Origin of the sequence: Spiroplasma endosymbiont of Lasioglossum malachurum (genome assembly GCF_964020065.1) — a bacterium.
In the GTDB taxonomy this organism is placed as follows: domain Bacteria; phylum Bacillota_I; class Bacilli_A; order Mycoplasmatales; family VBWQ01; genus Spiroplasma_E.
Genome location: NZ_OZ026534.1, coordinates 1047440 through 1058378 on the forward strand (window position 1 = coordinate 1047440; position 10939 = coordinate 1058378).

7 protein-coding genes and 1 pseudogene are annotated in these 10939 nt (G+C 23.8%); 3 read left to right on the forward strand and 5 right to left on the reverse strand.

The genetic code is table 4. The features are described from left to right. Nucleotides 1–40: 40 nt before the first annotated feature. The 4 genes and pseudogenes from AACK95_RS05790 to asnS form a co-directional block, all read right to left on the reverse strand. A complete protein-coding gene (locus AACK95_RS05790; protein ID WP_338979913.1) occupies nt 41–2728 on the reverse strand; it encodes an Mbov_0397 family ICE element conjugal transfer ATPase in 2688 nt (895 codons plus the stop codon). After that, a complete protein-coding gene (locus AACK95_RS05795) occupies nt 2709–2960 on the reverse strand; it encodes a hypothetical protein (protein ID WP_174480064.1) in 252 nt (83 codons plus the stop codon). The genes AACK95_RS05790 and AACK95_RS05795 overlap by 20 nt, the downstream gene beginning before the upstream one ends. Before the next feature lie 324 nt (nt 2961–3284). After that, nucleotides 3285–4640, reverse strand: a complete 1356-nt coding sequence (gene ffh / locus AACK95_RS05800) for a signal recognition particle protein (protein ID WP_338979915.1) — start codon at nt 4638–4640, stop codon at nt 3285–3287. A 1146-nt stretch (nt 4641–5786) separates the two neighbouring features. Further along, a pseudogene (gene asnS / locus AACK95_RS05805) lies at nt 5787–7220 on the reverse strand (asparagine--tRNA ligase). Between the two features lie 150 nt (nt 7221–7370). Here asnS and AACK95_RS05810 point away from each other — a divergent pair. Next, entirely contained in the window at nt 7371–8321 is a 951-nt protein-coding gene (locus tag AACK95_RS05810) for an IS30 family transposase (RefSeq protein ID WP_338979587.1), read from the forward strand. A 19-nt stretch (nt 8322–8340) separates the two neighbouring features. Here the strand turns inward: AACK95_RS05810 and AACK95_RS05815 are convergent, their stop codons facing one another. Further along, entirely contained in the window at nt 8341–9183 is an 843-nt protein-coding gene (locus AACK95_RS05815; RefSeq protein WP_338979917.1) for an IS30 family transposase, read from the reverse strand. Between the two features lie 258 nt (nt 9184–9441). Between AACK95_RS05815 and pnuC the strand changes: the two genes are divergently transcribed. Together pnuC and tsaE are read left to right on the forward strand one after the other, a co-directional pair. Next, nucleotides 9442–10344, forward strand: coding sequence for a nicotinamide riboside transporter PnuC (pnuC, locus tag AACK95_RS05820; RefSeq protein ID WP_338979919.1), 903 nt, complete (start codon nt 9442–9444; stop codon nt 10342–10344). An 85-nt stretch (nt 10345–10429) separates the two neighbouring features. Next, the gene (tsaE, locus tag AACK95_RS05825) at nt 10430–10900 is read left to right on the forward strand and encodes a tRNA (adenosine(37)-N6)-threonylcarbamoyltransferase complex ATPase subunit type 1 TsaE (RefSeq protein ID WP_338979921.1); all 471 of its coding nucleotides are present in this window, start codon (nt 10430–10432) and stop codon (nt 10898–10900) included. The last annotated feature ends 39 nt before the right edge of the window (nt 10901–10939 follow it).

Below are 10939 nucleotides of genomic sequence, written 5' to 3' on the forward strand. Positions count from 1 at the left end.
AACAATTATTGATGAAATCGATAATGTATAAAAAAATATACTAATTTTCAATTTCTTTATTTTTTATATTTTTAATTGCTTGTGTTTCAGCATCACTAACATTAATATTTAAACACATACGATATAAACTAGAAATAGCAAAAAGACATTCACCAACTTTAGCACGAGCAATAAAATCAGTTTCATTAGCAGAAATGCCACCATATGAAGAATACAATTCATTTAATGCCGCTAAATCATGAGGTTGTAAGTTTAATACTTTTAAATATTGACTTGAGTTAATAATAGCAGTAGTATATTTTTTAATTTCTTCAGAACCAAGAAAATCGTTAATATTTTGTGTAATAATATTTATCATACCTGTATACTTACGAATTCTCTTAACAATTTGATACATAAATAATAATGCTGCTGGAAATTCTTTATCAATAAGTAAATGGGCTTCATCAATAGTAATTGAAATTCATTGTTGTTTATTATTAATTTCATTATCATTTTTATTTTTTCGTACTTCATTTTCAATATATTTCAAAATTAAAAACATTTGAGCGTTAACTAAACGTTTATTCCCTGATTGCGTTAAAGTATATAAATCATAAACTTGTAATAAACTACTGCTATTAATATTAGTATGAGCATTTCATAAATTAGCATCAGTACCACCAGTTGCAAATCTTGATAATATAATTAGTAAATTTTTTAATTCATTTTTACTTCTAATCTCTTCTTCTTTAACCATATCAGATTCAATAATATCATATAAATCTTGAAAAATTGGAAATTGATTTGGTTTTAATAAATGAATTTTTGTTCGAGAAGTAATACCAAATTTTTCATACATTAAATTTACATAAATCATTAATAAACTTGATTCATTTCTCGTTAATCCACCAGTAGCAACGTTTAAAAATTGTTCTAAGAATTGCATATGTGGTGCTAAAATATCACGAGTATTATTATCATTAGTATTATCATCACTCAGTGCCAATGTAATTTGAAATGGATTAATATTGCCAGAAGAACCGTCACCAACATCAATTCAACTTCCATCATGATAATTACATAAATCGCGATATTCACGTTCAGGATCAATAACAATTACTTTATGACCAAGCATAATTTGATAATTTACTTCTTTTTTAGAAGTATAAGATTTTCCTGAACCACTAGTACCAATAATTAATTGATTATGATTTTTACGAGTACTACTTTTAGTTCTTTGATCAAAAAATACTTTATTACCACTTTCATTAAATCCAAGAAACAGTCCTTGTTTATCATTTAATTCTTGATTTAAAAAAGGAAAACTAGCACCTATTGTTAAACATGGCATTTCGTGACCTGTTTCTTTAAATCAATCAGCACTATCTGGCATTACTGATAAAAAAGCTTCTAATTGACGATAATATAATTTATCAAACTTCATATTATTGTTTTTTATTTCGTATTCGGCAGTACTAATATTTTGCTTAAGTTGCTTACGATCAGCACCATTAATTAATAAATACATATTAGTATTAAATATTTTTTCACCACCACCAGCAATTTGATCTAATAATTCATTTAATGATTGATAATGATAATCATAATCTCTTCGTTCTGATAATGATTTTGTCATAAAATTTAAAGTTGCTAAATTTTGCATAGCTTTATTCAATTGTTTTTTAGCACTTTCTTCACTGATACTATTAAAAGTAAAGATTAAACTAGTATTCGGAATATTTACTAAATTTGCTAATCAGACTGCTGAAACTTCAAATGGATAATCATATATGTTATAAACAGTTTGAAAACAATTAGCAAATTCTAAATTATTCTTATGAACTAATAATTCTTTAATCGCTAAATCATTAGTTAAATCTTTACTTTTAACAGTTTCTTCTTTTTTTGTAGTAAACATTTCTTCTAACAAAGCATTTTCATTAGAATTTATTAATTTACTATAAACAACCATCATTTCAAAACAATTAATATCACTAGCTTTAACACCACTACGACTGATATAATTTTTAAAAGCATTTACTTCTTCTTTTAATTTTTCTTGATTTGATGAATAAAAAAATAAGTAAAAAAATGGTTGCGTCATTTCATTTTGATTTTGAATTTCATTATTAGCATTAATTGCTGATATCATTTGAAATTTTCTTGCTAATTTTGCTTTTTCACTAATATTTTCTAAATCAATTTTTTCGAGTTGTTCTTTATAAAAATTAGTTTGTGCAGTTATATCTAAAGGCATATCAATCTTTATTAAAGACATAGAAATATTAATAATTTTAAAAGCTGCAGCTAAATCTTTAATTTTATTTGAGGCTTCTTCATTAGATAATAATGTAATATTAAAACCCTCCAATAATAAAGCTCTAGTATAATTTGTATTTTTCACATTTAATTGCATCACATTCTTACTAATAATTTTTTTAAATGGTACTAATATTTGTGAATTTTTTTCAGATTTATAATAACGATTTTTACTATGAAATTTAAATCATAATAAAATAATTTCTCATCCTTTTTTTCTTGGCTGTCAATAAAAAGTAAGCGGAATAGTAGCACAACCAACTAAAATAACAGCTAATATTTTAAAAATAATATCAATTTGCAATAATAAAATAATAATTGAAGCAAATCCAACTACCATTAAAATAATTAATAAATCAATTAAACCAACACTTCTCCAAATTTGTAATTTTACAAATTTAATAGTTTTAGGAATTAAAAATTTCATTTATCTTTTCTTTTGAAATTTCATTAGAATTTAGCGCTGAATTTGGTTTACTGTTTATTTTCTCTATCTTTATACTATTAACACGCTTCTTAAAGCCACAACGACTGCAATTAACTTGAATATTTATTCCTTCTAAGTAATCAGCTATCAAAATTACTCTACCACATCGATAGCAAGCAAAAGAATTTTGTGGCTTTTGAGCTAATCGAACAGATGTATACGTATCTTTCATAATCATTGTCTCCTAACTGAATTTAATTTGTTTACTAAACACAATTCAAAGTTATCTTGTTCCCTAAATATTATTAAGCAACTGAAAAATAAATTTTTGCTATATTTTTAATTTAAAATAACCCACTATTTAAACACTATTTTCTTTTTAAAATCTAGTTTTACTTTAAAAAATAAATTAAATTTTTAAAAACAAAGAAGAAAATTTAAAAAAATTTTAATAAAATAATATCTATAAAAACTCAAGAAATCAAAGTTTTATACATTTCTTAAGTTAAATAAATTTTAACAAATTAACAAAAAATAACAAATTTTTTTTATTTTTCTAACTTTTTATTAACTTATCTAATCCTGGAATATTTGGCATTTCTCCTTTTTTAATCTGACCAGCAATTTGATCCATAACTTTTTTAGTTTTTTCAAATTGGTTTAGCACTTTATTTAATTCTTTTTCTGAACGACCTGAGCCTTTTAATACTCTTGCTTTTCTAGTTGGATAACGTAAAATTTGTGGCTTTTCACGTTCTTGAGCAGTTGTTGAAGCAATAATATATTCTGCTATTTTTAAATCAGTTTCAGCATCACTAATTTTAGCATCACTAATTTTAGCAGACATACCAGGAATCATTTTTACAAGTGAGCCCAATTTACCCATTTTTTGAATTTGCTTCATTTGATTAACAAGGTCATTCAAATCAAATTGACCTAACATCATTCTATTCATAGTTTCTTCAACATCACGAGTTGAAACTATACTTTCGGCCTTCTCCATTAATGTAGTAAGATCACCCATTCCTAAAATACGTTCTGCCATTCTTTCTGGATAAAAAACCTCTAAATCAGTTACCTTTTCACCCATTCCTAAGAACTTAACAGGAATCTTTGTTAAATAAGAAATTGAAAGAGCTGAACCACCCTTAGCAGTACCATCTAATTTAGTGATTATACTTCCAGTAATAGGAATAGTATTATTAAACTCAATAGCAACATTAATTATATCTTGTCCTGCCATACCATCATAAACAAGTAAAACTTCTTTTGGTGAAGTAATTTTTCTTATTTCTGCTAGTTCTTGCATTAATTTTTCATCAATGTGTAATCTTCCAGCTGTATCAATTAATATTACATCAAACTTATTTTTATTAGCATATATTTGAGCATTTTTAACAATATTAGTAGGAGTTTCATTTTTTTGGGAAAAAACTTCAATATTCAATTGTTTTCCTAAAACTTTTAATTGTTCAACAGCAGCTGGACGATAAATATCTCCTGCAACTAGTAAACATTTTTTTTGATATTTATCTGTTAACAACTTTGCTAGTTTAGATATTGTTGTTGTTTTACCAGAACCTTGTAAACCAACTATCATAATAACAGTAGGATTAGTAGATAAATCTAATTCAACATTCTTAGTACCCATAATCTTTGTTAATTCATCATGAATAATTTTAATTAACATTTCTTTTTGATCTAAGCCTTCTTTAATAAATTCACCTTTTGCTTTATTAATAATTTCATTAGTTAAAGTTTTAACCACTCTAAAATTAACGTCAGCCTCTAACAAAATTAATCTAAATTCTTTAATTGTTGCTTCCATATTTTCCATGGTTAAAGTTTTTTTACTTAAATTTTTTTCTAATGTTTTTTGTACTTTTTTTGACATAATGTCAGCAAAACTCATATTTATATTCTCCTCTATTTTTAAGACTATATTATTTTAACACTAAAATAATAATGAAAAAATAAATTAAACATAAAAAAATAAATATTTGAATTAACAAATTATATATTTTTATAGGGCGGTTGTCAAAGTTACGAAATAATTTATTATCATATTAGTAACTTATTTCCAAAAATGAATTATTTGAAAAATAATGAAAATTAAACAAAATTACTCTCTTTTCTTAAAACATTAAATTTATATTTTATATTCGACGTATTTAAAAAAAATAAAATATACATTTTGTAAGTTAAATTAAAATTATCAACAAGGAAAAAGACAAGAAATAATCTTGTCTTTTTTTGTAATTGTAAAATTTTAAAATTTTTAATAACCGTCTTTAGCACTATTATCAACACGTGTTAGGGAACTAAAAAAGTGAACTACAACACAGTTGTTAAAAATAGTAGCTAGAACATGTGGACTTGCATGGATAAATAAAAAGTGGAGTGATACCTAATAAAATATACTAACCAGAAATGGTAATTCTTGGGGTGGGAGCGAATTGGAAACTAGTATATATAGACCTGTTGTAGGGACCCATTGTATTAATTCTATTCTTTATTTAACCAACCTTGCCACTCCCCAGTGAGCAAGTGTTGGTTTTATTTTTTATTTTTTTTGAAAAATTTTTTTGGGCGAGAAAATAAATTTCAAACTTGTAAAAAAAATTGAGCGGGGCCGGTTCAATTAAAATATTAATTTGTTTAAAACAAATTAAATAAATATTGAATCAAATGCCTCGATTTCTTTTTAAAATTTCACAATTTATTTTTGAGCCCAGTTTTCATGGAATTAATAAAACGAATAGTAGTATTATTAATAATCTAAAAATCAAAATATATGTTCTTTATGCTAAAAGCAACAGAACATATTAGGAAAGGATTATTATGCAAATAGAATTTAAAAAAGAACAAATTGTTAAAGATAAACCACAATCTATTCTTATTGATTATGGTGAATATAAATTACAATGTCCAAAATGAATGGTTAAAAATGCTGAATGCTAAATTAATTATATATTATGTTGGATTTTAATGTAGTAATAGGAGTTTTAAATAACATTATAAGTTTAATTTAAAAAGATATTATTAAAATATTATTATTTTAGAATAATAAGTTATTTGGTGTACGAGGAAAAGGAATAACATCTCTAATATTATTAATACCAGTAATAAACATTAAAAATCTTTCTAGACCTAAACCAAAACCAGCACTTGGTGCATATCCATATTTTCTTAAATCAAAATATCATTGTAGATCATTACCCTCAATTTTGAATTGGGTTTTATTTTTTAGTAATTGTTCATAATTATCTTCACGAACAGAACCACCAATTAATTCACCAATCCCTGGCACTAATAAATCCATAGCTGCCACTGTTTTTTGTTATGGATAATTACTATCAATTGGATTAAGTTTCATGTAAAAAGCTTTGATGGTTTGTGGATAGTTAATAACAAAAGTTGATTGTTTAGTTATTTCTTCACATAAATATCTTTCATGTTCTGATTGTAAATCAATTCCTCATTTAATTTCATTAAATTCAAATTTTTTTCCTTTTTTTTGCGCATTTAAAAGTAATTCAATGACTTCTGTATAAGTAATAACTTTAAAATCAGATTTAAAATCGGCAATTTTTTCTAATTTTTCAATTAGTGATTGTTCATTTTTAGTTTCTTGTTTTTGTTCTAAAAATTTTAATTCAGAATTACAATTATTTAGAACATCTCTAATAACAGTTTTTATTAGTTTTTGGGCTAGTATAATATTATCTTGTAGATTACTAAAGGTAAATTCTGGTTCTACCATTCAAAATTCTGCTGCGTGACGTGTAGTATTAGATTTTTCAGCACGAAATGTTGGTCCAAATGTATAAACTTTTTGTAAAGATTGAGCGTAGGCTTCAGCATTTAACTGACCACTAACAGTTAATGAGGCTTTTTTCCCAAAAAAATCCTTTTCATATTTATCATTAGTTATAGTAGTAACAATAAAATTTTCACCAGCACCTTCAGTATCATTAGCTGTAATAAGAGGACTATGTAGGTAAATAAATTGATTATTATGAAAAAAATTATGAATAGATCATGATACTTGATCACGAATTCTAAATAATGACAAGAAAGTATTAGTACGAACACGTAAGTGTGCATGTTCACGAAGAAATTCATTTGTATGTTCTTTTTTTTGGATTGGATAATCATTAGCGCATATGTTGTAGACAGTAGCAGTAATTACTTTTAGTTCAAATGGTTGTTTCGCATTTGGTGTTAAAATTAAATTACCAGTAATAGTAACAGCACTACCAGTAGTAACATTAGTTAAATTGTTAGTATTTTCTAAATTTGGATCATATACTACTTGTAAGTTATTAATTGATTGTAAGTTATTAATTGAAGAACCATCGTTTAAATCTAAAAACCCAACTTTTTTACTATTTCGATTAGAACGAACCCAACCGTTAACAGTTACTTGTGTTGGTATTTTTTTAGTTTTATCGTTACTATTAATAAATAAATTATTAATTGTGTAAATCATTATTGTTCCTCCTATTTATTTTTATATAATAAATAAATTATATATTGCTGAATTATACTTGTAAGTGCAAGTAAATAAAATTGCAAAAAATTCTCATATAAAAATTTCATAATGCTAAATTTAGTTTAGAAAAAAGTAAGGAGTTTTTATATGAGTTATAAACATCTTGGCATAGATGAAAGGATTTATATTGAGAATCAATTGAAATTTAAATTTAAAATTATTGAAATAGCTAAAAATCTTAATCGAAGTATTAGTACTATTATTCGAGAAATTAATAGAAATAAAGATAATAATCATTATTTTTCATTAATTGCACAAAATAAAGCTGAAAATCGAAAACAATCACATATTAGTTTTCATAAGTTTAAAAATAAGAATTTAGTAAAATATGTACAACAAAAATTACTATTAGGTTGATCACCTGAACAAATTTATGGCAGAATTAAAAATTTTCATAAAGAGTGAGTTATTAGTTTTAAAACAATTTATACTTGAATTTATTTTGGAATGCTTGATAAAGTTACTAGTAAAAATTTAAGAAGAAAAGGTAAAAAACGAAAATCTAAAGAAAATCGTGGCAAGTTTAATGGTAAATCAATTAAAGAACGAGATATAAATGTTAATGATCGTATAACACTTGGTCATTGAGAAGGAGATACTATAGTATCATCAAGAGGCAAAAGCAAATCATGTTTAATAACTTTAGTTGAAAGAGTATCACGATTTACTTTAGCAATATTAGTTAAAAACAGAACTACTAAAGTTATTAATAAAAATGTCAGTTATTATTTATCAATTCTTCCTAAAAACATTGTTAAAACTATTACTTTTGATCGTGGCAAAGAATTTTCAAATTGACAACAACTTGAAAAAAATTTAGATGTAAAAATTTATTTTGCCAATCCATATTCACCTTGACAAAGAGGTACTAATGAAAATACTAATGGTTTAATTAGAGAAAAATTTCCTAAAAAATTTATTTTTTCAAAAACTAATAAAAATGAAGTTCATAAATTTATATTGTCTTTAAATCAAAGACCGAGAAAAATATTAAATTATCTTTCACCAATCGAATATTTGGATAGAAAAATAATTTAGTTGCACTTACCTTTACAATTTAGCAAAAAATAAATTTTTTAGGAAATTTTTCTCTAATTAAACCATTAGTATTTTCATTAGTACCTCTTTGTCAAGGTGAATATGGATTGGCAAAATAAATTTTTACATCTAAATTTTTTTCAAGTTGTTGTCAATTTGAAAATTCTTTGCCACGATCAAAAGTAATAGTTTTAACAATGTTTTTAGGAAGAATTGATAAATAATAACTGACATTTTTATTAATAACTTTAGTAGTTCTGTTTTTAACTAATATTGCTAAAGTAAATCGTGATACTCTTTCAACTAAAGTTATTAAACATGATTTGCTTTTGCCTCTTGATGATACTATAGTATCTCCTTCTCAATGACCAAGTGTTATACGATCATTAACATTTATATCTCGTTCTTTAATTGATTTACCATTAAACTTGCCACGATTTTCTTTAGATTTTCGTTTTTTACCTTTTCTTCTTAAATTTTTACTAGTAACTTTATCAAGCATTCCAAAATAAATTCAAGTATAAATTGTTTTAAAACTAATAACTCACTCTTTATGAAAATTTTTAATTCTGCCATAAATTTGTTCAGGTGATCAACCTAATAGTAATTTTTGTTGTACATATTTTACTAAATTCTTATTTTTAAACTTATGAAAACTAATATGTGATTGTTTTCGATTTTCAGCTTTATTTTGTGCAATTAATGAAAAATAATGATTATTATCTTTATTTCTATTAATTTCTCGAATAATAGTACTAATACTTCGATTAAGATTTTTAGCTATTTCACTAATTTTAAATTTAAATTTCAATTGATTCTCAATATAAATCCTTTCATCTATGCCAAGATGTTTATAACTCATATAAAAACTCCTTACTTTTTTCTAAACTAAATTTAGCATTATGAAATTTTTATATGAGAATTTTTTGCAATTTTATTTACTTGCACTTACAAGTATAATTCAGCTTTTCAAAAACTAATAAAAATGAAGTTCATAAATTTATATTGTCTTTAAATCAAAGACCGAGAAAAATATTAAATTATCTTTCACCAATCGAATATTTGGATAGAAAAATAATTTAGTTGCACTTACCTTTACAATTTAGCAAAGGAAGAAAATATGTTTAAAGATATAAAATTTAGATTTATAAAAAGAAAGAAAAATATAAAAGAATTTTTATTATCAATACCCAAAGATCTTAATAAAATTCCATTTTCTGCTAAAGTAGCTATTATTTGTTTAGGGATTTTTATGTTATGAAATACATTTTTTGATTTGAATCATTTTATTAATTCTAATTTATATCCTTCGGTTTGAACTATTGTAAATCGTCAAGTTTATCATCCTTGACAGCAAGTATTATTATTCTTAAATGGTATTGCTGCTTTTACTAATGTTATTTGTATAATTTTAATTTCATTTGGTAAAATTTCTAATTTTTTTTGAGGCTTTTTTTCTGTTACTATTTATGGTTGTATTGCTTTAGTTTGAGATTATGTTGGTGATATGCAGTTGAATTTATTTTTCTTTTTGTCTTTTCAATTTATTGGCTATAGTTTATGGAAATTTCATTTAGATTCACAACAAGAAATAATTTCTAAACGTTTAAATTTAAAAACAAGTATTGTTACTATTTACTTTGCAATTGTTTTATCAGTATTTTTTTATTTTGAAATTCCTGAATTTTCACGTGTAATTTTAGGGAAATATGATTTTGATGGTAATACTTTTCAACAAGTTTTACCACATATTCTAGATTCATTAACTAATTCTTTAAGTATTGTTGCGCAAATACTAATGTTATTACGTTTTCGTGAACAATGAATTTTTTGAATAATTGTTAATATTTTTCAAATAGCTATGTATTCGGGAGTTGCTCATAATCGTTTGGATGTAAATCTTTTATTAATGTGAATTGTTGCTCTTGGTAATTCTGGTTTTGGTTTTTATCAATGATTTTTTGTAAGAAGTAAAGAAAAAGTAGTAGTTAAAAAGAAACATATGAGCAGTAATAACTTTTAAATAAGAAAAATAATAATTTAGAAAATAAGTTATTATTTTGTATAATAGTTTGTAAAGTATAAAATAATTATCAAAGAAGGTTATTATGAAAAAAAATGTATATATATTAAAAAATTTAGATGACACTAATACTCTTGCCAAAATAATTGCTAAAATTGCTAAATCAAATTTAATTTTATTATTAAATGGTCCGCTTGGTAGTGGTAAAACGCAAATTACTAAATTAATTGGTAATTTACTTGGAGTTAAAAATATTATTAATTCACCAACTTTTATTATTTGAAATAAGTATCAAACTAAATATGAATGAAATTTAATTCATATGGATGCTTATCGTTTAATTAATCCTCATTTAGAAGAATATTATGAAATAATGATGAATAATTTTATGATAATTGAATGATCGGAAAGATTAAAAATTAATTTTAATAATTATTCATATATTGCTATAGATTTTAAAATTATTGATATTAATAGTAGACAGATAGTTATTAATACTAATCTTCTTAAAAAAGAGGAAGAAAAGTATTTATTTGATGCATTAAAAAAAATATAGAATTTTATTTATAAAAAAAAGTAGGAAAAATCCTACTTT